Raw genomic sequence first — 22838 nt, forward strand, 5'->3', positions numbered from 1 at the left:
TTTTAGAGAGCTGGATCAAATAGTTGTGAGGTTTTTACCGCTCTCTTTGCAGACGGGCGGCATTATACATGTGATGCCCTACTCTAAAGAGGGCAATTTCCCCAGAGACGACGCGCACGATGACCGGTGAGATCAACCTTCCTCCGCTGCCTCCCACCCCGGCGCCCGGGCCTGCTCCACTGCCGGCGACCGGTGAGTTGCTCAAATTGCTGGAGCCGCAGGCGGGGCTGATCGACCCTGGAAAAACCGCAAACGCCGAAGTGCTCGCACTCAAACAAGGCGGAGACTCGTTTCAACTGCTGCTCAAGCTGACCCTGGATGGCGGGCGCCAGACGTTGGTGCAAGCCAGCAGTGCGCAGCCACTGCCACTGGGCAGCAACGTGGCGGTAAGCCAAACGCCGACAGGCAACCTGACCCTCTCCCTGCAGCAAGCCATGAGCGCCAACGTCGCCGCCCTCACCCGCATCGACACCACGCAAATGCCCGAAGGCACACTGTTGCAGGCCAAGGTGTTGACCACCCAGATGTTGCCTCAGGGCGCCACGCAGCCGGCAATCTATCGCTCGCTGGTGAGCGTGCTCAATAACGCCCTGGCAGGCACCACCCTCACGGTGGAGAGCCCGCAGCCGCTGCGGGTCGGCAGCTTGCTCAGCGCCGTGGTGCAGAATGCGCAAACCCTGAATTTCGTGCCCTTGAGCGGGCTCAAGGATCAACTGGCCATCGCGCAGCAACTCACCACCCAGCAAAGTCGCCAGGGCTCGCTGGATGTACTGTTCACCGCGTTGCAGAACCTGCCCGCCAGCAGCAGCACGTCCGCCGAGCTGCGCGCCGCCGCCGACCGCTTGCTCGCTGCCCTGCCCGACCTGGCACAAGCCAGTAACCCCAAGGTGCTGGCGCAACTGGTGCAGAACAGCGGCGCCTTTCTCGAAGCCAAATTGTTGGCCGGGCAAAACCCGCAGATACCGCCGCTGGATATGAAGGGCGCGCTGCTGCGCCTGGTCGCCGACTTGCTGCCGGCCCTGCCCACCCCGACCAACCTGAACGCGGTGCTTGCCGCCAACACCCTGGCCCAGGTGCTGCCGAACTTCGTACGCAACCCGCTGAACACCCTTGGCCAGATCGGTGCCCGTCAAGCGCCCGCGGGCTTTCCGTTACCGGACCGGCTGATGCAGCGCCTGGAAGGTGAAGGTGACCTGGAAAACCTGCTGCGCCTGGCGGCTGCGGCGATCTCGCGGTTGCAGAGCCATCAGCTGTCGAGCCTGGAGCAGACCGGCACCACCGCCGATGGCCGCCTGCAAACCACCTGGCAGTTGGAGATCCCCCTGCGCACCCTGCAGGACATCGTGCCGTTGCAAGTCAAGTTCCAGCGTGAAGAGCCAACGCCGGACAAGGAGCAAACCGAACGCAAAGACAAAAAAGACCCCAAGCAGATGCTCTGGCGCGTCGAGCTGGCGTTCGACATGGAGCCGCTGGGGCCGTTGCAGGTCCAGGCCCAGCTCAGCCAGGGCAAACTGTCCAGCCAGTTATGGGCGAGCCGGCCCTTCACCGCCAGCCTGATCGAAAGCCATTTGGGCAGCCTGCGCGAGCGTCTGGTGACCTCGGGGCTCAACGTCGGTGACCTGGACTGCCACCTCGGCACCCCGCCACGCGGGCCGCGAACCGGACTGGAACAACGCTGGGTGGATGAAACCGCATGAAGAACGCTAACCCGCCGCGCCAGGCGATTGCCCTCAAGTACGACGGCCAGCAGGCCCCGACGTTGACGGCCAAAGGCGATGACGCACTGGCTGAAGCGATCCTGAAATTGGCGCAGGAGAATGAAGTACCGATCTATGAAAACGCCGAGTTGGTAAAGCTGCTGGCGCGCATGGAACTGGGCGACAGTATTCCTGAGGAGCTGTACCGCACGGTGGCCGAAATCATTGCGTTTGCCTGGACGCTCAAGGGCAAGTTCCCGGTGGGCTACGACCCCCATGCGCAGCCGCCGGAACGAGACATCACAGAACGTGGCGACGACTATTAACCCTCGTAGTGAGCGGGCTTGCCCTAATGCCAGTCAGTTAAGCGATAGAGCGGGCGATGAATAAATTGTGGGAGGGGGCTTGCTCCCGATAGGCCGCGCAGCGGCCTCAAAAATGGGCCTGCTACGCAGTCCATCGGGAGCAAGCCCCCTCCCACAGTGACCGCATTAATCCTTAACTGACTGGCATTAGAGCAAGCCCCGCGCTGGGTGGCGCAGCCGCCCCAACAAGACCGCCCCGGTGTTTCAGAAAGACCGAGGTGCCTGGGTTTGGGGCCGCTTCGCAGCCCAGCGCGGGGCAAGCCCGCTCACTACAAGTGGGCTCTGGGTCAGCTCAGGACTTCACTCAACGGGATGAAATTGACTCGATCACCCACCGCCAGCGTCGTGCCCTCCAATACCTCCACAAACCCCTCCGCCCACGCCGCGCTGCGCAGCACGCCGGAGCTCTGGTTGCGGTAGATGATCGCCTTGCCCTGTTCGATGCGCCCGCGCAGGTATTCGCGGCGGTTACCCGGTTTGGGCCACACGAACCCCACCGGCACTTCGAAACGCAGCGGCGTCACTTCGCGTACGCCCTGGCGGCGCAGTAGATACGGGCGCGCCAGCAAGGCGAATGTCACCAGGGTCGAAGCCGGGTTACCCGGCAAACCAATCACCGGCACACCGCGAAAGTGACCGAACGTCAGCGGTTTGCCCGGTTTGATCGCCAACTTCCACAGGGCCAGTTCGCCCTCTTCGCGCAAGGCGATGCCAAGGAAGTCCGCTTCGCCCACCGACACACCGCCAGTGGACAGGATCAGATCAACATCACCCAACCCTGCCAGACGCGCACGGGTCTGCTCCAGATCATCCGGCAGGATACCGCCATCGATCACTTCGCACCCCATACGCGCAAGCCAACTGCACAGTACGCGGCGATTGCTGTTGTAGATCTGGCCAGGCCCCAGCGGCAGGCCAGGCTCGATCAACTCATCGCCGGTGGACAACACCGCCACCCGCACCCGGCGCACCACGCTCAGGCGGTCACGGCCAAGGGAGGCGGCCAGGCCCAGTTCGATCGGGCCCAGGCGCGTGCCGGCGGTCAACACCCGCTCACCGACCGTGGTTTCCTGGCCGCGTGGGCGAATGTTCTGGCCCGCCTGCAACGGCTCGCTGAAGCTCACACGCTCGTCGGCGTGAAACACGGCATTTTCCTGCATTTCTACACAATCAGCGCCTTCGGGCACCGGCGCGCCGGTAAAGATTCGTGCGCACGTCCCGGCGGCCAATGGCTGCGGCGCCTGGCCGGCGAAGATGCGCTGGCTGACCGGCAGCGGCTCACCCTTCCAGTCCGACAGCCGCAGGGCATAACCGTCCATGGCACTGTTGGGCCATGGCGGCAGGTCGAGGGTGGAGATCAGGTCTTGCGCCAGCACGCGCCCATCGAGGTCAGCCAGGGGCAACACCTCCTGCTCGCGGATCGGCGTGGCTTCGGCCATGTCCAGCAGGCGCTGCAGCGCTTCTTCCACCGGCATCAGGGCGCCGGTCTTGCCGGGCTTATCCACGGGATTCACAGGGCTCGGCCTGCTTCAAATGAGGCACGAAATTGCACGGGCGGTGACGGTTGTCCAACTGCTCGGCGAGGATACCGTCCCAGCCCGTGCGCACGGCGTTGGTGGAGCCCGGCAGGCAGCACACCAGCGTGCCGTTGGCCAGGCCGGCCAGGGCGCGGGACTGCACGGTGGAGGTGCCGATATCCGCCACGGATATCTGGCGGAACAGCTCGCCGAAACCGTCGACCTGCTTGTCCAGCAGGCAGCTGACCGCTTCGGGCGTGCTGTCACGGCCGGTGAAACCGGTGCCGCCGGTAATCAGCACCACCTGCACGACGTCTTCAGCGATCCAGTGGGCCACTTGGGCGCGGATTTTATAGAGGTCGTCCTTGAGCAACACGCGCTCGGCCAGGTGGTGGCCGGCGGCGGTCAGGCGATCGACGAAGACCTGGCCCGAAGTATCGGTGTCCAGGGTGCGGGTGTCACTGACGGTCAATACAGCGATGTTCAGGGGTACGAAGGGCGCATCAGCCTTGGCTTTCATGGCTCGGTCCGGTTGTCGAAGGAACAGCCCGATGTTATATCACAGGGCCTTATTGACCTGCCGCAGCGAAACCGCCATGTCCCTCGATTACTCAGCCCTGCCCTGTTCGATCCTGCTGCTGGCCGGTGGCCGCGGCCAACGCATGGGCGGCCAGGATAAAGGCTTGCTGCAATGGCACGGCCGGCCGTTGATCGCGCACTTGCAGGAGCTGACCAGGCCGCTGACAGATGACCTGATCATCTCGTGCAACCGCAATCATGACCTCTACGCCCCCTATGCCGACCAACTGGTGAGCGACGACAGCCAGGACTTCCCCGGCCCGCTCGCCGGCATCCGTGCCGGATTGCGCGCCGCACGTCATCAGCACCTGCTGATCCTGCCGTGTGATGTGCCGAACATTGATGCACGATTGCTCGCCGACCTGCGGGAGACATCACGCAGCCATCCCTCCGTGCCGGTCATGGTCCGACAAGGCGAGTTCTGGGAACCCTTGCTGTGCATCATCCCCACCGCGCTTAAAAACCCAATGGAATGTGCCTGGGCCGCAGGCGAACGCAGCCCACGCAAGATCCTGCTGCAACTGGGTGGCGTCGCACTGGAATGCCCGGACAATGACCCGCGCCTGGCCAACCTTAATACACCCGAACTGTTGCACCCTGGGACTGGCGTGTCAGAATGATGGGCGAACAAGGAACTTTGACGACGCCCTGCGCGTCACAAGCTCAGTCATTCAAAAGTATTTTCTCGGAGACAAACTCATGACTCAACGGACCATCGCCGCTCTCATGCTTGCACTGGGCCTGGCTACCCTCGCCGGTTGCGCCTCGCCAACAGTGATCACCCTGAATGACGGTCGCGAAATCCAGGCCGTCGACACCCCGACTTACGACAAGGCATCGGGCTTCTACGAGTTCAAACAGCTTGATGGCAAGGAAACCCGTATCAACAAAGATCAGGTTCGCACCGTTAAAGACCTGTAAGTCTTAACGCTTGCCGCCCAAGGCCCGCCTCGTGCGGGCCTTGTCGTTTCCGGGGGTCACCAGTCGAGGGTGATCCGGCTGCGGAAACTGCGCTCCAGCCCGGTGATCGGGTCAATAAAACGTACGCCCTGGGCCAGCAGTTTGAGCGGGTTGGCGTAGTCATCCACGGCGTCCTTGATCACATCCGGGTAGAACGGATCGTTGCAGATACTCGCACCGAGCGCGGTCATGTGCACGCGCAACTGGTGCTTCTTGCCGGTCACGGGAAACAGGCCATATCGCCACAGATCGCCGTGCTGTTCCCGGACCTCAACCGCCGTTTCAGTGTTGCTGGCACCGGGCCCCTCCTGCATACGAAAGAACGGTTCGCCATCCACCAGGCGGCTTTTATGCACCAGGGGGAAGGTCAGGTTGGGCAATGCCGGCGCGATGGCTTCGTAGAATTTGTCGATACGCCGCGTGGGAAACAGTTGTTGATAGGCCGAACGGCTTTGTGGGTTGGCCGAGAACAACACCAGCCCCGCCGTGTGGCGGTCGATACGATGCAGGGGCACCAGCGAGGGGTTGCCCAGGCGGCGGATCAGGCGCCGCAGCAAGGTCTGTTCGACGTATTCGCCGGCTGGCGTCACCGGCAGGAAATGCGGTTTGTCAGCCACCACCAGATGCTCGTCGGCATACAGGACGGTTTCCTGCACCGCGATGACCTTCTCATTGGGCACCTCCCGGAAGTAGTAGATGCACAGGCCCTCCTTGTAAGCCAGGCCCTGGCTGATCGGCTGGCCATTGAGATCCAGCACCCGCCCCCGCGCAATACGGTCCAGCCAATGCTCGCGACTGATGGCCGGAAAGTGTTCGCACAGGCAATCGAGCACCGTCGCCCAAGGCCCCGGAGGCAGATACAGAGTGCTGGCTTGATGCTGGGACGCGGAAAAACCGGAAGTGGACATGAAGAGGCTCGAAACCTGGAAAAACACAGCGGTATTATCCCGCAAGGAGCGGGATTGAGCCTAGGGTCGATCTCAAGCTTTGGCCAATTGGGTTCGCAGGATGGGCGAAGCACTCGCGGCCTCGGTGAACTCCTTGAGCCAGCGCAGCACGTCGACCGCATCCCAACGGCCGGGATCGTACAGCGCGTACAACAACCCCTGGTAACCCACCACATCCAGCTGCTTGTGATAACCGGCGCGCTGGAACAACGCCTCGATTTCGGCAAAGCAAGTGTTGAAATGCACTTTGTTAAACGGCGTCTTGCCTTCCGTGACCAGGCCGTCGAGGCGCAGCTCGTTCACCGCATCACGCACGACATCGACGGACATGCGATTGACGCTGCTTTTCAATTGTTCAACATTCACCACGGGCGTTCCCTCTATTCAATCACTGTACAAACATACAGTAACTTAATATTTGGAAACCTGCCATCGCATAAAGCTAGAGCAAGAACGTCACGACCTGTTCCGTATCGAACGGCCAATCCAGCTCAGCTCCGGTGTCTACCCGGCGAAGCACCGGAATCCGCAGGCCGTAGGCTTCGGTCAGGTCGTCGGGGTCGGTGATATCGACCAGTTCCACCAGCAAGCCACGTTCGACGAGCGGCATGATTTCGGCTTCGGCAACTTCACAAAGATGGCAACCCAGGGTGCCGAACAACTGGCATTCAGGAGGCATGATGAATGGCCCGATCAGAAAACAGTCACCTATTCTAAGCCCGGTGACTGCATGAAGCCCACCACCACAAAAAACCTGACCCAGATCAGCATGGCGTATAACTGATTCAGCGATTCTCGCGGCTTTTTGCCCGCCCAACCTGCAAGGAAGCTGTCCGTGTTTGCCAACCTGTTGATCATTCTGGCCTCATCCCTGGTGGTGATTGCGCTTTTTCGCCGCCTGCAATTGCCTCCCGTGCTGGGCTATCTGTGCGTCGGCCTGGCCGTAGGCCCCACTGCGCTGGATTGGGTGAATGACAGCGAAGAACTGCCGGACCTCGCCGAGCTCGGCGTGGTATTCCTCTTGTTCTCCCTGGGCCTGGAGTTTTCCCTGAGCAAAATGCTCGCCCTGCGGCGAGTGGTGTTTGGTCTGGGCAGCCTGCAGGTGCTGGGGTGCGGCGTGCTGCTGGGTGGTTTGTTGATGGGCTTGGGCCTGTCGCCCGGTGTGGCGCTGCTATTGGGCGCTGGGCTGGCGTTGTCCTCCACCGCTATCGTCAGCAAGGAGCTGGGCAGCCTTGGGGAAATCTTCAGCAGCCATGGCCAGAATGCGATTGGCGTGCTGCTGTTTCAGGATGTGGTCGCCGTGTTGCTGCTGACGCTGGTGCCGGTGTTTGCCGGTAGCAGCACCCAAGCGTGGTACTGGGCGCTGCCACTGACACTGGGCAAAACCGTGGTGCTGTTCATCGGCCTGCTAGGGGCCAGTCGCTGGCTATTACCGCGCTTGTTCCATGAAGTCGCCGCATCCCATTCGGCGGAGCTGTTTGTGTTGCTGGCGCTGGTGATCGTCCTGTTGACCGCCTGGCTGACGCACCTGCTCGGACTCTCGCCGGCCCTCGGTGCATTCCTGGCCGGCATGCTGTTGGGTGAAAGCCATTACCGGCATCAGATCGAAGCGGATATCCGCCCGTTTCGCGACATTCTACTGGGCTTGTTTTTCGTCAGCATCGGCATGCTCATCGACCTGCAACTGTTCGTCAGCCATAGCCTGCTGATCCTTGGGCTGACCCTCATCCTGATGCTGGTCAAGGGTTGTGTGGTGGCGGGACTGGTCAAGTGGCGTGGCAGCGACACTGAAACCGCCTGGCGCAGCGGACTGGCCCTAGCCCAGGGTGGCGAATTCTGTTTTGCGCTGATGGCGCAGATGCAACAAAGCCGGCTGATTCCCGATGAGTTCAATGGCCTGCTCCTCGCTGCCACGTTCTGCTCGATGCTGTTCACCCCACTGCTGCTGCGCGCCGCGCCGTCGATCGCCCAGCGCCTGCACCGCAAGCCCAACCTGCAAGTGCAATTGGAGCAAATCACTGCGCTCAACGCCCAGTTACGCGGCCATGCGGTGATTTGCGGATATGGCCGGGTCGGGCAATCCATCGGTCGTTTTCTGCGCCGCGAACAGCAGGCGTTTATCGCACTGGATGACGACCCGGAACGGGTGCAGGAAGCCGCCACTGAAGACAGCAGCGTGCACTACGGTGACTGTCGCCGTGGCGCCTTGCTGAGTGCGGTTGGGTTGGAACGGGCGCGATTGGTGGTGATCGCAGTGGACGACACGGACGTCGCACTGGTGGTGCTCAAGGAAGCTCGGCGGATCAACCCTGAAGTGCCGATCCTGGTGCGTACCCGCGATGACAGCCAACTGGCCGAACTGAAAGCTGCGGGCGCCAGCGAAGTGGTGCCCGAACTGCTGGAGTCCAGCCTGATGCTCGCCTCCCACGCCTTGATCCTGTTGGGCCTGCCGGACCAACAGGTGCAGGCGCGGGTGGATGAAGTGCGACATAACCGTTATCGCCTGCTGCACGGCTTCTACCCGCAGGCAGAACCGCCGATCAGTCCTGACTGACCGCGCCGATTTTGTGGATCGACAGGTCGGCGCCGTAATACTCCTCTTCCTGGCTCAGGCGCAGCCCATGCACGCGCTTGATCAGGCCATACACCAACAAGCCGCCGACCAATGCCACCGCGACACCCAGGGCCGTACCGATCAGTTGGCTGATCAGGCTGACACCGCCCAGGCCGCCGAGGGCCGTCTGGCCGAAGATACCGCAGGCGATACCGCCCCAGACGCCGCACAGGCCATGTAGCGGCCACACGCCCAGCACGTCGTCGATCTTCCAGCGATCCTGGGCCGCAATGAAGAACCACACAAACAACCCGCCGGCGACCGCACCGGTGACCAGCGCGCCCACCGGGTGCATCAGGTCGGACCCCGCGCACACCGCCACCAGCCCAGCCAGCGGGCCGTTATGCAGGAAGCCTGGGTCATTGCGACCAATGATCAGGGCCGCGACCGTGCCACCGACCATTGCCATCAGCGAGTTGACGGCGACAAGGCCGCTGACGCCGTTGAGGGTTTGCGCACTCATCACGTTGAAGCCGAACCAGCCGACAATCAGAATCCACGAGCCCAACGCCAGAAACGGAATGCTCGACGGCGCAAAGGCGACCAGCCGTCCCTCCCTGTATCGACCATTACGTGGCCCCAGCAGCAACACTGCCGCCAGCGCCAACCACCCTCCCATGGCGTGTACCACCACGGACCCGGCGAAATCATGGAAACTGGCCCCAAAGGTAGCCAGCAGCCAGGCCTGCACGCCGAAATTGCCGTTCCACACCATGCCTTCGAAAAATGGATAGATAAACGCCACGATCAAGGCGGTGGCACACAGTTGAGGTGCGAACTTCGCGCGCTCAGCAATACCGCCGGAAATGATCGCCGGGATCGCTGCGGCAAACGTCAGCAGAAAGAAGAACTTCACCAGGCCGTAACCGTGATCGGCGCTGATCACCGCTGCCGGTTGCAGGAAGCTCACGCCGTAGGAGATCCAATAGCCTATAAAGAAATAGGCCAGGGTGGAGATGGCGAAGTCGCTGAGGATCTTCGACAGGGCATTGACCTGGTTTTTCTGGCGCACCGTCCCGACTTCAAGGAACGCGAAGCCGGCGTGCATGGCCAGGACCATGACCGCACCGATCAGGATAAACAGGGTGTTGGAGCTGTGGACTAAGGTGTCTACTGCACTTTGCACATTTTCCATGGACGTTGGCAGGCCTGCATCAAAGGCAAAAAAGCACCAAACCGGTTCAAACCAGGGTTTCGCGCACTAAATTGGCACCGCCGGTCCCACCCCTCTATTGGGGGTGTGAACCGCTTTAGCGCAGCGATCAACACAACAGGCCGTAACCGACAGGGTTTTTCCGCGAGTTTCAGTTATTTAGGGTAAGGTTTTTCAAGGCTTTAGGCCCGACCGCCCGGATTCAGCGCAGCCCGTTGGGCCTGCGCACCAAGGCAAAGCAAAAGCTGTACCAGACAATTGCACTGAACCTTCACCGAACGCGGTGACTCGAAACCACACACCGATCAGCCAATCACGGAGATACCCATGGCCAGACGCACTGCAAAGACTGCTCAAGAAATACTGATGGCGGATTTTCAAACCCTGGTCAGTGACACCGAAAAGTTGCTGGACGACACCGCCGTATTGGCCGGTGACCAGGCGGACGAGCTGCGGACCAAGATCCATGAGAGCCTGCTCAAGGCTCGCGAAACCCTGCAATTGACCGAAGACTCCCTGCGTGAGCGTGGCCAGGCAGCGGTTGCCGCCACCGAGGATTACGTACAGGCCAACCCTTGGCAGTCGGTCGGCATCGCCGCTGGCGTGGGCTTTCTGATCGGCCTGCTGGCCACAAGGCGCTAATCATGTCTATCGGCGAAACCGAGTCGTCCAAGGGCGCAAGCTCAACCTCTCGACGCCTGGGCGCGGCCGTTCTGGGCTTGCTGCACAGCCACGTCGAGCTGTTTGGCATCGAACTGCAGGAACAGAAGTCGCGCACCGTCAGCCTATTGCTGTTTGCCGGGCTCTCGCTGGTGTTTGCCTTGCTGTTATTGGTGGGGTTGTCGGCACTGGTGATGATTCTGGTATGGGACACCTACCGTCTCACCGGGATCATCAGCCTCTGCGTGTTTTACATCCTGGCCGCGGCATTCTGCGGGCTGCGCTTGAAAGCGGCGGTATTCGATGAATCCACGCCCTTCCACGCCACCCTGGAAGAGCTGGCCAATGACCGGGAGCGCCTGCTGCCATGAGCCTGACTGAAATCCCGCCATCCACCTCACGCCGGGAAATGCGCAAGGCGTTGATCCGCCTGCGCATGGAAATGCACCGCCAGGAGATCCGCCACGAGTCGCAACAACTCATGGCGCCCCTGCACAAAATGCGCGACATGCGCCACAACTGGCAAGACAGCCTGGGGATCAAGCATGCGCCGCTATGGGGCGTTGCGGCGGTGACGCTGCTGGGCTTTTTCACCGGCAAAGGTGCCAAGGGCGGCAGTATCAGCAGTGTGACGCGCCTGGTGCGCTTGGGCGCCGGCTTGATCCCACTGATCAAGCTGGCCATGCAAGGCGCGCGCAAAGGCTGAACCCCCACACGCTGCCTGTTGCCTCGACAGAACCGGCCGGGCCCTTATCAGAACAGGGCCGGGCCTTTTTTCGCCCGCGCATCTGCTTTCGCCCGCGCATCTGCCGGTAGATTTTCGCTTGCCCAGGCCACGCCGAACCGGGAAGCTGGGCGCATCCTTCACCAACGGAGAGTACCCGCCTTGGATTGGCCTACCCTGCTGACTCGCGAACGCCTCGGAAAACCCCTGCACAGCCCGGAAGAACTGGGCCGTAGCCCATTTCACAAAGATCACGACCGCATTATCTTCTCGGGTGCTTTCCGGCGCCTGGGCCGCAAGACCCAAGTGCATCCGGTGTCGAGCAACGACCATATCCATACGCGCCTGACGCATTCCCTGGAAGTCAGCTGCGTTGGCCGCTCCCTCGGCATGCGCGTCGGCGAGACCCTGCGCAGCGCCCTGCCCGACTGGTGCGACCCGAGCGACCTGGGCATGGTGGTGCAATCGGCTTGCCTGGCCCATGACATCGGTAACCCGCCCTTCGGGCATTCCGGTGAAGATGCCATTCGCCATTGGTTTCAGCAGGCTGCGGGCCGTGGCTGGCTGGATGGCATGAGCCCTGCCGAACGTAATGACTTCCTCAATTTCGAAGGCAACGCCCAGGGTTTTCGAGTGCTGACCCAACTGGAGTACCACCAGTTCGACGGTGGCACGCGGCTGACATACGCCACCTTGGGCACCTACCTGAAATATCCCTGGACCGCGCGTCACGCCGACTCCCTGGGCTACAAGAAACACAAGTTCGGCTGTTACCAGAGCGAACTGCCGATTCTGGAGCAGATCGCCCACAAACTCGGGCTGCCCCAACTGGAAGAACAACGCTGGGCGCGTCATCCGTTGGTTTACCTGATGGAAGCCGCGGACGACATCTGCTACGCGCTGATCGACCTGGAAGACGGGCTGGAGATGGAGCTGCTGGAATACGCCGAGGTCGAATCGCTGCTGCTCAACCTGGTCGGCGATGACCTGCCGCAGACGTATCGCCAATTGGGCCCGCTGGACTCGCGCCGGCGCAAATTGGCGATCTTGCGCGGCAAGGCGATCGAGCACCTGACCAACGCGGCGGCACAGGCGTTTGTCGAACAGCAGGACGCCTTGCTGGCCGGCACCCTGCCCGGCGACCTGGTGGAGCATATGCATGGGCCTGCCAAGCGTTGTGTACTGGATGCCAAAGACATGGCGCGCAAGAAAATTTTCCAGGACAAGCGCAAGACCCTGCATGAAATCGGCGCCTACACCACCCTGGAAATCCTGTTGAATGCATTTTGCGGTGCCGCTCTGGAACAACATGGCGGGCGCACACCATCGTTCAAGAACCGACGCATTCTCGACTTGCTGGGCAATAGCGCACCGGACCCCGCCTGGCCGTTGCATGCCTCGTTCCTGCGCATGATCGACTTTATCGCCGGCATGACTGACAGCTACGCTACCGAAATGGCGCGAGAGATGACCGGCCGCTCCAGCCCCCAATAACCCTCGGATCCCGCAGCCTGTTCCCTGAACAGAATTAACCTACAAAGGGAACAGAGCGGCCTGATCGAATTCGTACAGGCACCCGAAGAATAATCACGCACGCTCCTCGCGGGCGTCGCAAACAATTCCTACATCCCACCGACGCTTGACCCACTGTGTGCTCTCTATGCCCAGACACTCTCTTCGTATTCTTGTGGTGGAAGATCATCCCTTTCAACTCCTGGCCACCCAATGCCTGCTCAGAAGCTTCGGTTTCGATCAACTCACACCCGTAGAAAACGCCGAACAGGCCATCCGCACAATGACCCAGTCCGAACGACCTTTCGACCTGATGCTGTGTGACCAATGCCTGCCTGACTTACCCGGCCTCGAATTGATAGAAATAGCCAGCCGCGGCCGTTTTATCAGTGCTGCGATTCTGCTCAGCGGGTTACCTGCCACCGAATTGATCAACCTCGCTCTACAAGCTGCGCAGCGAAGCCTGCCACTGTGGGGATATTTACCCAAGCCGTTAAATAAAGAAGAACTTGAAAAGCTAATAACATCCAATCGATAAATGTAGGACATTAAACATCTCGACTGGTGAAAAGCGACTCTAAGCGCATCGTAAATTCCCGGCCACTTCCCGTCACCGCTTTCGCGCCCAAAACTCTGTCCGTTTCATTTCACAACTACCCTGTAGCTGGTAGGCATATGCCTTTTTTTATGTAGGACTTTTCTTGTTTTATGTCTAGGCCGTCGGCGTCGATCCTCCTCACTCATCTTCTGAGCTAATGTGCCCGCTTTATTTGCATCGGCGCGGAGCGTGACCATGAATACAGTTTTTATTATCGACGACCATCCGGTTATACGATTGGCCATTAGAATGTTACTTGAACATGAAGGTTACAAAGTCGTTGGCGAAACAGACAATGGCTGCGATGCCATCCAAATGGTCCGCGAATGCCTCCCGGATCTGGTAATTCTCGATATCAGCATCCCCAAACTTGATGGCCTCGAAGTACTCTGCCGATTCAACGCCATGAATACTTCGATGAAAACCCTGGTGCTCACGGCCCAGTGCCCTACCTTGTTTGCAACACGCTGCATGCGCTCGGGCGCTGAAGGCTATGTGTGCAAGGAAGGTGACCTCAGCGAGCTGCTGAGCGCGATCCGTGCAGTACTCTCCGGTTACAACTATTTCCCCAGCCAGGCACTGAATGGCAACGGCAGCGAAGGCGTTGAGGTGGAGGAGTTGGAATTATTCAAAACCGTCAACGATCGGGAGTTGATGGTATTACAACTTTTTGCACAAGGACGCACTAATAAAGAAATAGCCAAAGGCATGTTCCTGAGCAATAAAACCGTCAGCACTTATAAAAAGCGGCTCATGCAGAAGCTCAAAGCCAAATCCTTGGTAGAACTCATCGAGATGGCAAAACGAAACGCGCTAGTGTGAGAAAGCGGATGCCCAGCCGTATAAAGGACTATCTGATTGTATTATGTGCCGGCTTGTGCTTCAGCACCGTTGCGCTCGCACAATATCAACCCGACCCGGAACATTTCACCTTATTAAGTCGTGCAGGAAGCGTTCAACTGGACATTCAATTGGACAGAGCACAACGCCAGTGGCTACAGAACAAACGCGAGCTGGTACTGGGCACTTCCGCACCCGACTACCCGCCCTTCGACCTCACTTCCAGCGGCCATGACTATGAAGGCCTCACCGCCGATTATGCGGGGCTGCTGGCCAAGGCACTCGCCTTGCCGGTCAGGGTCGTGCGCTACCCTTCCCGCAAGGCATCCATTCAAGCCCTGGAGGCGGGTGACATTGATCTACTGGGCTCCTCCAACGGCTTTGAAGCCGCGAACCCAAAGCTGATCCTGTCCGCACCCTACGCCGTGGACCAGCCGGTGCTGGTCACCCGTGAGGGTGAAACCCGCAGCCTCAACGATGGCTTGGCGGGGCTTCGCCTGAGCCTTGTCTATCATTACCTGCCCCTGAGTGAAGTGGAAAAGCTGTACCCCAACGCGATCATTCGCGCCTATCCCTCTTATCAAAATGCCTTGAATGCGGTGGCCTTCGACCAGGCGGATGTGTTTCTGGGCGACACCATTTCCACCCATTACATGATCAACAAGGGCTATCTGAAAAATATCCACATGGCTAACTTCGGCAAACATGAGGCCTTTGGTTTCAGCTTTGCACTGCGCCAGGACCAACACATCCTGTTGAGCATTATCGACTCGGTACTGGCCGCCGTGCCTACCAACGAACGGGACAACATAGCCAAGCGCTGGAGTGCCGGTAGCGACATCCTGCTGACCGACAAAAAACTGCAACTGACCCAACGTGAAGAGCGCTGGCTGAAACAGCACCCCGTGGTAAAGGTCATCGTGAACGAAACCTTTGCACCGCTCACGTTCTTCGATGCGGACGGCAACTTCCGCGGCATCACTGCCGACCTCCTGGAGTTGATTCGCCTGCGCACCGGCCTGCGTTTCGTGATCCAGAACGGCCGCGACGTCAACGACATGATCGAGCAGGTCGCCACCGGCAAAGTGGATATGATCGGCGCCATCGTTCCGAGCAACGAAAGGGAAGCGCAGCTCAACTTCAGTCGGCCCTACCTGGAAAACTCCTACGTACTGCTGACACGCAAGGAGCCCGGTGCTCCGCTGAGCCTGGAGCAGATGGCCGGAAAACGCCTGGCCATCACCCAGGGCAACCCACTGGCCGGTACCTTGGGCAAGGACTTCCCACAGATTCACCTGGTGGAGACCAGCGACACGTTCAAGGCTTCGGAACTGCTTGCACAAGGCCATGTGGACGGCGCCGTGAACTCGCTGGTCATCGCCAACTACTTCCTCTCCTCGCAGGTCTTCCAGGACAAACTGCAGATCAGCAGCACTATCGGGACGGTCCCCGCCACGTTTGCCCTGGCCACATCACGCCATGCGACCGAACTGAGTTCGATCCTCGACAAGGCACTGCTCAGTATCGCCCCGGATGAAATGGGCGTGATCAACAGCCGCTGGCGTGGCTATACCGCCGCGTCCGACAGCTATTGGCGCAACTACCATCAATTGATTGCCCGGATCGTTATCGGCACCGGGCTGCTGCTGTTGATCTCCTTGACCTGGAACGCCTACATGCGTCGCCAGATCAAGCATCGGCAAATGGCCGAGCGCGCCCTCAACGACCAGTTCGAGTTCATGCGTGCGCTGGTCAATGAAACCCCACACCCGATCTACGTACGTGATCGCAACGGTTTGTTGCAGACCTGCAACGACAGTTACCTGCAGGTATTCGACGTCAAACGCGAAGACGTCATCGGCAAAAGCGCGGTCCAGATGAGCATGGCCCTCGAGTCGGAGGCGGCGCAGTATCACGCCGATTATCAACGCGTCGTGGCCGAAGGTAACCCGCTGATCCTGGACCGCACCCTGCACATCCACGACAAGAAACTGACCATCTACCACTGGATCCTGCCGTACCGCGATTCCACCGGCGAAGTCCAAGGCATCATCGGTGGCTGGATCGACATCAGTGAAAGGCGCCAACTGTTTGATGAGTTGCGCGCTGCCAAGGAGCGCGCCGACGAAGCCAACCGTGCCAAAAGTACGTTCCTTGCCACCATGAGCCATGAGATCCGCACACCGATGAATGCCGTGATCGGTATGCTCGAACTGACACTCAAGCGCGCCGATCAAGGGCATCTTGATCGACCGGCCATTGAAGTGGCCTACAACTCGGCCAAGGACCTGCTGGAACTGATCGGCGATATTCTGGATATCGCACGCATTGAATCCGGGCGTCTGAGCCTCGCCCCGGAACGCGTCAACCTGCGGGAAGTGATCGAGTCCGTCGTACGCGTATTCGATGGGCTTGCACGCCAGAAAACCCTCAGCCTGTTGCTGGAGTTCAAACCCGACCTTAACGACATCGAGGTCCAGATTGACCCGCTGCGCTTCAAGCAAGTGCTGTCCAACCTGGTGAGCAATGCGATCAAGTTTACCGAGCGTGGGCAGGTGAAGATCAAAGTTGAGGTGCTGCCGACTCAAGCACCGGAACAGATCGAGCTCAAACTGGTGGTGGAAGACACCGGCATCGGGATCAGCAGGGACGACCAGTTGCGTTTGTTCGAACCCTTCGCCCAAGCGGACAACTCCGGGCACCTGGCCAGGAGCGGCGCAGGGCTGGGGCTGGTGATCTGTCGCAGCTTGTGCGCGATGATGGGCGGCCAGCTAAGCCTGAGCAGCGTGCCCATGGTCGGCACCCAGGTGCACGTCAACCTGAAGATGCCGCGTCTGCACACGCAGAACCAGGTAGGTGAACTGGTACCGGTGGCGGCCGCCCCGACCCCGGTGCTCAATGTGCTGGTGGTGGACGACCATCCGGCCAATCGCTTGCTGATGTGTCAGCAGCTGGGCTACCTGGGCCACCAGTTCACCGCGGCCGAGCACGGTGCGGCCGGTTTCCAGGCGTGGCGCCAGGAACATTTCGACCTGGTGATCGCCGACTGCAACATGCCCATCATGAACGGCTACGAGTTGAGCCGCTCGATCCGTGAATACGAGCAACGCGAACAACGGCCGCCCTGCGTGGTATTGGGCTTTACCGCCAATGCACAACCCGAGGAACGGCAACGGTGTGTGCAGGCCGGTATGAACGACTGCCTGTTCAAACCCATCAGCCTCACGGTGTTGGAGCGACAACTGGCACACATCGCCCCACAACCGGCGACCCCGTGCCTGGACCTGGCGTGCCTGGAGGCCCTGACCGGCGGCGATACGCAATTGAGTCGGCGCTTGCTGGAGGAACTGCTAAATAGCAGCCGGCACGACCGCCAGGAACTCATGGGCATGCTGGCTCGACAAGCCCCGCACCAGGACATCATCGAGCAAGCCCACAAAATCAAAGGAGCCGCCCGCATCGTCCAAGCCCACTCATTGGCGGGGCAATGCGAAACACTGGAACAAGCCTGCTCTCGCAGCGAAGATCGTCCCGTGATCGACGCCGGCATCAAAGCCCTGGAAAAGCTGATGCTGGAATTGGAAAGAATGCTGCAAACGCAACTGCATGACCTGGATCGCCAATAAGAGGCAGGGTTGAGTCAAGCGGTAGGAGCGAGCTTGCTCGCGAAAAACGTCAACGATAACGCGTTTTTCCTGGATCAACGCGGCGCCTGTGAGTTTTTCGCGAGCAAGCTCGCTCCTACACAAAGCCTTACCCTGGCATCTTTGTTCAGCAATCCGTCAAACGCAGGAAAATCGCCGCCAGCTGTTCAATCCCGACCTGGTCCTCGGGCGTAAAGCGCGCCAGCGAGGGGCTGTCGAGGTCGAGGACACCAATCAACCGGTTGTTCTTGATCAACGGCACCACCAACTCGCTGTTGGAAGCGCTATCGCACGCAATGTGCCCAGGGAACGCGTGCACATCCTCCACCCGCTGGGTTTGCCGCGAAGCCGCAGCCGCACCACACACGCCACGGCCGAACGGAATCCGCACACAGGCGATCTGCCCCTGAAATGGTCCGAGCACCAGCTCTTCGTTACGGTTGAGGTAGAAACCTGCCCAGTTCAGATCATCCAGCTGGTTGAACAGGAACGCGGAAAACTGCGCACTGTTGGCGATGAAATCACGCTCATCCGCCAACAGCGACTCCAACTGCGCGCAAAGCATGGCGTAGCCATCAAGGCCGGTACCGGCCTGTTGTAAATCGATCATGGTTGACGTTCCAGCAATTTGAGACCCACCCAATAACGGGCGAATTGATAAGCACACCGGCCGTTGCGGTTGCCGCGACCGGTAGCCCAGCGCACGGCGAGGATATCGAGGGCCTCATCGCGTTGCCACTGTAAACCGGCTTTATTGGCCAGCTCACCGATCCAGTGCTCCACCACATCCAGAAAGTGCTCCTGGGTGAAGGGGTAAAACGACAGCCACAAGCCAAAACGGTCAGACAAGGCAATCTTGTCCTCGACGGCCTCGCTGGGGTGCAACTCACCGTCCACGCGTTTCCAGTTGTCGTTATCACTCTGGTTTTCCGGCACCAGATGGCGGCGGTTCGACGTGGCATACAGCAACACATTGTCCGGTGCCTGCTCCAGCGAACCGTCAAGTACGCTTTTGAGCACACGGTAATCACTTTCACCGGCTTCGAACGACAGGTCATCGCAGAACAGAATGAAGCGTTGCGGCAGCTTGAGCAGCTGCTCGACCACACGTGGCAGGTCGGCCAGGTGATCGCGCTCGATTTCGATCAGGCGCAAACCCGCCTTGGCGTGCTGGGCCAGCAGCGCGCGCACCATGGACGATTTGCCGGTGCCACGCGAACCCCAGAGCAACGCATGGTTGGCGGGCAGGCCCTCGATAAATTGCTGGGTGTTGCGGGCCAGTTGCTCACGCTGCCGGTCAACGCCGATCAGATCGGACAGGCGCATGTCCAGGCTGACGTCCAGCGGCAACAGGAAGCCGCTGCGGCCTTCGCGCTGCCAGCGGGCCGCCAGGCATTGGTTCCAATCGATAGCTTGGCGCGGGGCGGGCAACAAGGGTTCCAGGCGTGCGAGCACCGCATCGGCCCGCTCTAGAAAGGCATTCAATCGAGAATCCACGATTATTCCTCTGGAAAGTTCCTGCAAAAGATGGCGTATTGGCAACCCTGCGGCAGACCGCACGAGGCTGCGTAAAAAACGATTTATGCCGGGTAAGCCAGAGCCTGTGGATGTTCAGCTATGCTTGCCGGGCGAAGGGAAACGTGAAGTGGTTCAACACTCGATGGATATCAAGTTCGCCCACCGCTTGTCTTATAAACAAGCCAGATTGACTGTGCTGGTCGGTTTCGTCTTGGGAACCCTGCTCAGTCTGATCCAAATCGGTATTGATTATGCCAGCGAAGACGCATCCATCAACCGTGAAATACGTTCGCTGATTGAAATCAGCCATAACCCCGCGTCACGTATTGCCTACAACATCGATGCCGAACTCGCCCAGGAGTTGACCCTGGGCCTGCTGCAGTCCCCTGCCATCACTCATGCGCAATTGATCGACAACAATGGCGTGGTCCTGGCAGACGTGGTGCGTGCGCCCAAGGAAAGCAGCTACCGGCCCCTCAGTGATTTTCTGTTCGGCGCCAACCGTCAGTTTGAAGACCGCTTGTTCCTCAGCCATATGCCCAATGACTCGCTTGGGGTGCTGCGGCTGGACGTCGACACCTACGCCTTCGGCAGCCGTTTCCTGCATCGCGCCGAAATCACCCTGCTCAACGGATTTGCCCGCAGCCTGCTGCTGACCGGAATACTGCTGGCGTTGTTCTATGTCATGTTGACCCAGCCGCTGGTGCGCATTATCCGTGCCTTGAGCACCAGTAAGCAGACCCATCTGGACTGCCCGCCGGGGCACGAAAACGACGAAATCGGCGTGCTGGTCAACGTCGCCAACCAGCAGTTCGAAAACATGCAGACCGAAATCCAGCAGCGCCGCCACGCTGAAGACCGGCTGACTGAATACCTCGGACAGCTGGAAGATATTGTCTCGGCGCGCACCCTCGAGCTCAAAGCCAGTAACCAGCGCCTGATTCAATCCAATGATGAGCTGGAAGCGGCAAAAATGACTGCCCTCGGCATGGCCCAGGCACGGGCGGCATTCCTGGCCAACATGAGCCACGAAATCCGCACGCCGCTGAACGGCCTGCTGGGGATGATCGCACTGTCACTGGACAGCCCATTGAACGCCGAACAGCGCCAGCAACTGTCCATTGCCCATGACTCGGGCAAAGTGCTGGTGGAATTGCTCAACGATATCCTCGACCTGTCCAAGTTCGACGCCGGTCAGCTGGAGCTTGAGCACATTCCGTTCGACCTCGGTTCACTGGTGGAAGACACCGCAAACCTGCTGTCGCAGAACGCAGCTCCCAGTGTCGAACTGACGTGCCTGATCGACCCACAGTTCCCCGCCCAGGTCATTGGCGACCCGACCCGTGTACGCCAAATCGTCAGCAACCTGCTCTCCAACGCGTTGAAGTTCACCCGCTTCGGCCGGGTCGATGTACGCCTGCGCGCTCAAGCCGACCGGGTCAGCATCGAAGTGTGCGACACAGGCATCGGCATCGCCCAGGAAGCGCAGGCGAAGATCTTCCAGCCGTTCACTCAGGCCGGTGCCGGTATCACCCGTCAGTTCGGCGGCACTGGCCTGGGCCTGGCGCTGACCTATAACTTGTGCGAAGCGATGAAGGGCCGGCTGACGATCAGTTCGGAGGTCGGGTTTGGCAGCCAGTTCTGCGCCGACCTGCCGTTGCCTACGCATTTGCCGGCCGCCCCGGTTGCCCCGCTGACGGGCGAAGTCATTGCCATCACCAACACCGGCAGCGGCCTGACGGAACTGCTCACCACCCTGCTCCCCCATTGGGGGCTGACACCGCGCTGCTATTCCCAGGACGATGACTTGAGGGAGCAAACGCCGGACCTGCTGATCACGGATTGCCCCGAGTGCCTGTTCCGCCTGCGCCCGGCGATCAGCGCACCGATTCTGGTGGTGACCGCCTATGGCAACTTCATGCCCAGTGAAGAAGTGGCGGCCCTTGCGCCATTGCAGCAACAGGCACGCCCGTTGAGCCGCAACGCGTTGTACCAGATCTTGCAACGTAACCTGCACAGCGAGTCGCCGTTGATCCTCGACCCGGTCCAGATAGAAGCCGCCCCCCTTGCCCACCGCGCGTACATCCTGCTGGTGGAGGACAATCCGGTCAATCAACTGGTAGCCAAGGGCATGCTCAACAAATTGGGGTGCAAGGTCATCGTCGCCGCCCATGGTGGCGAAGCGCTCAAGCTGCTTGAAGACCAGCGCTTCGACATGGTGCTGATGGACTGCAACATGCCGGTGATGGACGGCTACGAGGCAAGTCGGCAAATTCGTCGCAGCGGGCGTTGGCCGGACCTGCCCATCGTCGCGTTGACGGCCAACGCGATGTCTGAAGAACGCGAACGTTGCCGGGCGGCGGGGATGAATGACTATCTGGCCAAGCCGTTTCGCCGTGAAGAACTCAATGCGTTGCTGGACCTCTGGGTGCCTAAGACGACAACCCTTTGACCTGCACCAGCAACTGATCCAGGCCATCGCGCAGGGCGTCGGCCTGATTCAGGTCGATGCCACTGTCGCACAGCAACCGGGTCTTCAAACCCTGAGTCCGGTCGCGCAATTGCACGCCGGCCTCGCTCAGGCTCAGGTGCACTTCGCGCTCATCCTTGGCGCTGCGCTGGCGCCTTACCAGTGCAAGTTGCTCAAGCCGCTTGAGCAACGGCGTCAACGTGCCCGAATCCAGCATCAGCCGTTCCCCTAACGCCTTGACCGTGGGGTGCGCCGGTGCCGCGTCGTGCCATTCCCACAACACCAGCATCACCACGTATTGCGGATAGGTCAGGCCCAACTGATCCAGCATCGGCTTATAGGCCCGGGTAACCGCACGTGAGGCGGCGTAGAGCTTGAAACACAACTGGTTGTCCAGGGCGAGGGATACGCCAGGCAGATCGGTCATTTGAGCAGCGCTTCGATCTCTTGGGTCAGGTCCTCAGGCTTGGTGGTCGGGGCAAAACGCTTGACCACCTGACCGTTGCGACCGACGAGGAACTTGGTGAAGTTCCACTTGATGCCCTTGGAACCCAGCAGCCCCGGCGCCTGTTTTTTCAACTGAACAAACAAAGGGTGAGCATCGCTGCCATTGACGTCGATCTTCTTGAACAGCGGGAAACTGACGCCGAAGTTCAGCTCGCAAAACTCGGAGATTGCCCCTTCATTGCCAGGCTCCTGCTTGCCGAACTGGTTGCAGGGAAAACCCAGCACCACCAGACCCTGGTCCTTGTACTGCTGCCAGAGTTGCTCCAACCCTTTGTACTGCGGCGTGAAACCGCATTTGCTGGCGGTATTGACCACCAGGATGGCTTTGCCGGCGAAATCGGCCAAGGTCTTTTGCTCACCCTTGATGGTGGTGCAAGGGATACTCAGCAAGTTGTCGCTCATGGCAGTGCCTCGGATAAGGGGAAGAAGCAAAAAGATAGTGGGTAATTCAATTGTGTGCAATTTAATTACCGGGATTGATGGCGCGTTATCAGCCTCGACTCAGGCCAAATGTGGGAGCGGGCTTGCTCGCG

General features: G+C 60.0%; 23 protein-coding genes. 13 read left to right on the plus strand and 10 right to left on the minus strand.

Going from position 1 to position 22838, the window contains the following annotated elements; translation table 11 throughout:
* Positions 1 to 119 precede the first annotated feature (119 nt).
* Entirely contained in the window at positions 120 to 1697 is a 1578-nt protein-coding gene (fliK, locus tag MJP36_RS21630; protein WP_244383981.1) for a flagellar hook-length control protein FliK, read from the plus strand.
* Positions 1694 to 2023, plus strand: a complete 330-nt coding sequence (locus MJP36_RS21635; protein ID WP_104995909.1) for an EscU/YscU/HrcU family type III secretion system export apparatus switch protein — start codon at positions 1694 to 1696, stop codon at positions 2021 to 2023. The genes fliK and MJP36_RS21635 overlap by 4 nt, the downstream gene beginning before the upstream one ends.
* Positions 2024 to 2349: 326 nt before the next feature.
* Here the strand turns inward: MJP36_RS21635 and MJP36_RS21640 are convergent, their stop codons facing one another.
* Together MJP36_RS21640 and moaB are read right to left on the minus strand one after the other, a co-directional pair.
* The gene (locus tag MJP36_RS21640) at positions 2350 to 3576 is read right to left on the minus strand and encodes a molybdopterin molybdotransferase MoeA (protein WP_244383982.1); all 1227 of its coding nucleotides are present in this window, start codon (positions 3574 to 3576) and stop codon (positions 2350 to 2352) included.
* The gene (moaB, locus tag MJP36_RS21645) at positions 3560 to 4099 is read right to left on the minus strand and encodes a molybdenum cofactor biosynthesis protein B (RefSeq protein ID WP_010211803.1); all 540 of its coding nucleotides are present in this window, start codon (positions 4097 to 4099) and stop codon (positions 3560 to 3562) included. Before moaB ends, MJP36_RS21640 begins: the two co-directional genes overlap by 17 nt.
* A gap of 76 nt (positions 4100 to 4175) precedes the next feature.
* Here moaB and mobA point away from each other — a divergent pair, with 76 nt between their 5' ends.
* Positions 4176 to 4778 (plus strand): molybdenum cofactor guanylyltransferase MobA, encoded by a 603-nt coding sequence (gene mobA, locus MJP36_RS21650; RefSeq protein WP_104996224.1) that lies wholly within the window; start codon positions 4176 to 4178, stop codon positions 4776 to 4778.
* A gap of 79 nt (positions 4779 to 4857) precedes the next feature.
* A complete protein-coding gene (locus MJP36_RS21655) occupies positions 4858 to 5079 on the plus strand; it encodes a YgdI/YgdR family lipoprotein (RefSeq protein WP_060753290.1) in 222 nt (73 codons plus the stop codon).
* A 56-nt stretch (positions 5080 to 5135) separates the two neighbouring features.
* Here MJP36_RS21655 and MJP36_RS21660 read toward each other — a convergent pair whose 3' ends face one another.
* The 3 genes from MJP36_RS21660 to MJP36_RS21670 form a co-directional block, all read right to left on the minus strand.
* The gene (locus MJP36_RS21660; RefSeq protein ID WP_060753289.1) at positions 5136 to 6026 is read right to left on the minus strand and encodes a pseudouridine synthase; all 891 of its coding nucleotides are present in this window, start codon (positions 6024 to 6026) and stop codon (positions 5136 to 5138) included.
* Positions 6027 to 6098: 72 nt separating this feature from the next.
* Positions 6099 to 6434: a hypothetical protein gene (locus tag MJP36_RS21665; RefSeq protein WP_060753288.1), complete on the minus strand. Its 336-nt coding sequence runs from the start codon at positions 6432 to 6434 to the stop codon at positions 6099 to 6101.
* 73 nt (positions 6435 to 6507) lie between these two features.
* A complete protein-coding gene (locus tag MJP36_RS21670) occupies positions 6508 to 6744 on the minus strand; it encodes a glutaredoxin family protein (RefSeq protein ID WP_060753287.1) in 237 nt (78 codons plus the stop codon).
* Positions 6745 to 6900: 156 nt separating this feature from the next.
* Here MJP36_RS21670 and MJP36_RS21675 point away from each other — a divergent pair, with 156 nt between their 5' ends.
* Positions 6901 to 8619 carry a cation:proton antiporter gene (locus MJP36_RS21675; protein ID WP_244383983.1) on the plus strand — a complete coding sequence of 573 codons (1719 nt, stop codon included), beginning with the start codon at positions 6901 to 6903 and terminating at the stop codon, positions 8617 to 8619.
* Here MJP36_RS21675 and MJP36_RS21680 read toward each other — a convergent pair.
* A complete protein-coding gene (locus tag MJP36_RS21680; protein ID WP_104995907.1) occupies positions 8606 to 9814 on the minus strand; it encodes an ammonium transporter in 1209 nt (402 codons plus the stop codon). The genes MJP36_RS21675 and MJP36_RS21680 overlap by 14 nt on opposite strands.
* A gap of 345 nt (positions 9815 to 10159) precedes the next feature.
* Between MJP36_RS21680 and MJP36_RS21685 the strand changes: the two genes are divergently transcribed.
* The 7 genes from MJP36_RS21685 to MJP36_RS21715 all read left to right on the plus strand — a co-directional run bounded on the left by MJP36_RS21685 (position 10160) and on the right by MJP36_RS21715 (position 17792).
* Entirely contained in the window at positions 10160 to 10474 is a 315-nt protein-coding gene (locus tag MJP36_RS21685) for an ElaB/YgaM/YqjD family protein (RefSeq protein WP_161548841.1), read from the plus strand.
* Positions 10475 to 10476: 2 nt separating this feature from the next.
* On the plus strand, positions 10477 to 10863 hold the full coding sequence (locus MJP36_RS21690) for a phage holin family protein (RefSeq protein WP_244383984.1): 387 nt from the start codon (positions 10477 to 10479) through the stop codon (positions 10861 to 10863).
* The gene (locus tag MJP36_RS21695) at positions 10860 to 11198 is read left to right on the plus strand and encodes a hypothetical protein (RefSeq protein ID WP_060753282.1); all 339 of its coding nucleotides are present in this window, start codon (positions 10860 to 10862) and stop codon (positions 11196 to 11198) included. Before MJP36_RS21690 ends, MJP36_RS21695 begins: the two co-directional genes overlap by 4 nt.
* A 180-nt stretch (positions 11199 to 11378) precedes the next feature.
* The gene (locus MJP36_RS21700) at positions 11379 to 12710 is read left to right on the plus strand and encodes a deoxyguanosinetriphosphate triphosphohydrolase (protein WP_060753281.1); all 1332 of its coding nucleotides are present in this window, start codon (positions 11379 to 11381) and stop codon (positions 12708 to 12710) included.
* A 166-nt stretch (positions 12711 to 12876) separates the two neighbouring features.
* Positions 12877 to 13266, plus strand: a complete 390-nt coding sequence (locus tag MJP36_RS21705; protein ID WP_060753280.1) for a response regulator — start codon at positions 12877 to 12879, stop codon at positions 13264 to 13266.
* A gap of 255 nt (positions 13267 to 13521) precedes the next feature.
* A complete protein-coding gene (locus tag MJP36_RS21710; protein WP_060753279.1) occupies positions 13522 to 14148 on the plus strand; it encodes a response regulator transcription factor in 627 nt (208 codons plus the stop codon).
* Positions 14149 to 14156: 8 nt separating this feature from the next.
* On the plus strand, positions 14157 to 17792 hold the full coding sequence (locus MJP36_RS21715) for a transporter substrate-binding domain-containing protein (RefSeq protein ID WP_205345487.1): 3636 nt from the start codon (positions 14157 to 14159) through the stop codon (positions 17790 to 17792).
* 145 nt (positions 17793 to 17937) lie between these two features.
* Here MJP36_RS21715 and MJP36_RS21720 read toward each other — a convergent pair whose 3' ends face one another.
* Positions 17938 to 18420 carry a GAF domain-containing protein gene (locus tag MJP36_RS21720; protein ID WP_244383985.1) on the minus strand — a complete coding sequence of 161 codons (483 nt, stop codon included), beginning with the start codon at positions 18418 to 18420 and terminating at the stop codon, positions 17938 to 17940.
* Complete coding sequence (locus MJP36_RS21725) at positions 18417 to 19307, minus strand: ATP-binding protein (protein ID WP_090366008.1); 891 nt, start codon at positions 19305 to 19307, stop codon at positions 18417 to 18419. The genes MJP36_RS21720 and MJP36_RS21725 overlap by 4 nt, the downstream gene beginning before the upstream one ends.
* A 163-nt stretch (positions 19308 to 19470) precedes the next feature.
* Between MJP36_RS21725 and MJP36_RS21730 the strand changes: the two genes are divergently transcribed.
* Positions 19471 to 21780, plus strand: a complete 2310-nt coding sequence (locus MJP36_RS21730) for a response regulator (RefSeq protein ID WP_244383986.1) — start codon at positions 19471 to 19473, stop codon at positions 21778 to 21780.
* Here the strand turns inward: MJP36_RS21730 and MJP36_RS21735 are convergent.
* Positions 21761 to 22225 (minus strand): MarR family winged helix-turn-helix transcriptional regulator, encoded by a 465-nt coding sequence (locus MJP36_RS21735; RefSeq protein ID WP_244383987.1) that lies wholly within the window; start codon positions 22223 to 22225, stop codon positions 21761 to 21763. The two genes, MJP36_RS21730 and MJP36_RS21735, sit on opposite strands and share 20 nt — an antisense overlap.
* On the minus strand, positions 22222 to 22707 hold the full coding sequence (locus tag MJP36_RS21740; protein ID WP_090366011.1) for a glutathione peroxidase: 486 nt from the start codon (positions 22705 to 22707) through the stop codon (positions 22222 to 22224). The genes MJP36_RS21735 and MJP36_RS21740 overlap by 4 nt, the downstream gene beginning before the upstream one ends.
* Positions 22708 to 22838: the final 131 nt, after the last annotated feature.

This window comes from Pseudomonas palleroniana, assembly GCF_022836895.1.
GTDB classification, from domain to species: domain Bacteria; phylum Pseudomonadota; class Gammaproteobacteria; order Pseudomonadales; family Pseudomonadaceae; genus Aquipseudomonas; species Aquipseudomonas palleroniana.

What these genes read in the sequence shown, in the direction of transcription:
- mobA (WP_104996224.1), top strand. Translation starts at nt 4,176, where the DNA reads ATGTCCCTCGATTACTCAGCCCTGCCCTGTTCGATCCTGCTGCTGGCC.
- MJP36_RS21740 (WP_090366011.1), bottom strand. Translation starts at nt 22,707, where the DNA reads ATGAGCGACAACTTGCTGAGTATCCCTTGCACCACCATCAAGGGTGAG.
- MJP36_RS21690 (WP_244383984.1), top strand. Translation starts at nt 10,477, where the DNA reads ATGTCTATCGGCGAAACCGAGTCGTCCAAGGGCGCAAGCTCAACCTCT.
- MJP36_RS21680 (WP_104995907.1), bottom strand. Translation starts at nt 9,814, where the DNA reads ATGGAAAATGTGCAAAGTGCAGTAGACACCTTAGTCCACAGCTCCAAC.
- MJP36_RS21705 (WP_060753280.1), top strand. Translation starts at nt 12,877, where the DNA reads ATGCCCAGACACTCTCTTCGTATTCTTGTGGTGGAAGATCATCCCTTT.
- MJP36_RS21685 (WP_161548841.1), top strand. Translation starts at nt 10,160, where the DNA reads ATGGCCAGACGCACTGCAAAGACTGCTCAAGAAATACTGATGGCGGAT.
- MJP36_RS21660 (WP_060753289.1), bottom strand. Translation starts at nt 6,026, where the DNA reads ATGTCCACTTCCGGTTTTTCCGCGTCCCAGCATCAAGCCAGCACTCTG.
- MJP36_RS21670 (WP_060753287.1), bottom strand. Translation starts at nt 6,744, where the DNA reads ATGCCTCCTGAATGCCAGTTGTTCGGCACCCTGGGTTGCCATCTTTGT.
- MJP36_RS21635 (WP_104995909.1), top strand. Translation starts at nt 1,694, where the DNA reads ATGAAGAACGCTAACCCGCCGCGCCAGGCGATTGCCCTCAAGTACGAC.
- MJP36_RS21715 (WP_205345487.1), top strand. Translation starts at nt 14,157, where the DNA reads ATGCCCAGCCGTATAAAGGACTATCTGATTGTATTATGTGCCGGCTTG.
- MJP36_RS21695 (WP_060753282.1), top strand. Translation starts at nt 10,860, where the DNA reads ATGAGCCTGACTGAAATCCCGCCATCCACCTCACGCCGGGAAATGCGC.
- fliK (WP_244383981.1), top strand. Translation starts at nt 120, where the DNA reads ATGACCGGTGAGATCAACCTTCCTCCGCTGCCTCCCACCCCGGCGCCC.
- MJP36_RS21710 (WP_060753279.1), top strand. Translation starts at nt 13,522, where the DNA reads ATGAATACAGTTTTTATTATCGACGACCATCCGGTTATACGATTGGCC.
- moaB (WP_010211803.1), bottom strand. Translation starts at nt 4,099, where the DNA reads ATGAAAGCCAAGGCTGATGCGCCCTTCGTACCCCTGAACATCGCTGTA.
- MJP36_RS21730 (WP_244383986.1), top strand. Translation starts at nt 19,471, where the DNA reads ATGGATATCAAGTTCGCCCACCGCTTGTCTTATAAACAAGCCAGATTG.
- MJP36_RS21735 (WP_244383987.1), bottom strand. Translation starts at nt 22,225, where the DNA reads ATGACCGATCTGCCTGGCGTATCCCTCGCCCTGGACAACCAGTTGTGT.
- MJP36_RS21720 (WP_244383985.1), bottom strand. Translation starts at nt 18,420, where the DNA reads ATGATCGATTTACAACAGGCCGGTACCGGCCTTGATGGCTACGCCATG.
- MJP36_RS21655 (WP_060753290.1), top strand. Translation starts at nt 4,858, where the DNA reads ATGACTCAACGGACCATCGCCGCTCTCATGCTTGCACTGGGCCTGGCT.